Origin of the sequence: Pseudomonas sp. RIT623 (assembly GCF_004519305.1) — a bacterium.
GTDB lineage: Bacteria > Pseudomonadota > Gammaproteobacteria > Pseudomonadales > Pseudomonadaceae > Aquipseudomonas.
Map to the genome: position 1 here is coordinate 1 of NZ_SOZA01000095.1, position 655 is coordinate 655.

1 protein-coding gene is annotated in these 655 nt (G+C 68.9%); it reads left to right on the plus strand.

What is annotated here, in order from left to right:
* A partial coding sequence (locus E3U47_RS24805; RefSeq protein WP_167659537.1) for a phosphopantetheine-binding protein occupies positions 1-655 on the plus strand: 655 nt, incomplete at both ends.

Sequence of the window (655 nt, forward strand, 5' to 3'; positions counted from 1 at the left end):
CATTGGCGGCGCCCAGGTGGCGCGCGGTTACCTCAACCGCCCGGAGCTGACCGCCGAACGCTTCCTGGCCGACCCATTCAACGGCGGCACGATGTACCGCAGTGGCGACCTGGTGCGCTGGAACGCCGATGGCACCCTGGACTACCAGGGCCGCAACGACGACCAGGTGAAGATCCGTGGCGTACGGGTCGAACTGGGCGAGATCGAGGCCGCGCTCAAAGCCCAGGCGGGCATCGCCGATGCCGTGGTGCTGGTGCGCGACGAGCGCCTGCTGGCCTGGTTCACCGCAACCATGCCGGTGGACACCGACGCGCTGCGCCAGGGCCTGCAAGCCCGTTTGCCGGCTCATCTGCTGCCGCAAGCCTTTGTTCAACTGGATGAGCTGCCACTGACCGCGCACGGCAAGCTCGATCGCAAAGCCCTGCCAGAGCCGGATGCCTCGGCGCTGGCGGGACAGCCCTACCAAGCGCCACTGGGCGCCACCGAAGCTGCCATGGCAGCGATCTGGGCCGAGGTGCTGGGCTTGGAACAGGTCGGTCGCCATGACAATTTCTTCGAACTGGGCGGCCACTCGCTGCTGGCGGTCAGCCTGACCGCGCGCCTGCGCCAGGCCGGCCTGGAGGCCGATGTGCGCACGCTGTTCGGCCAGCCGACG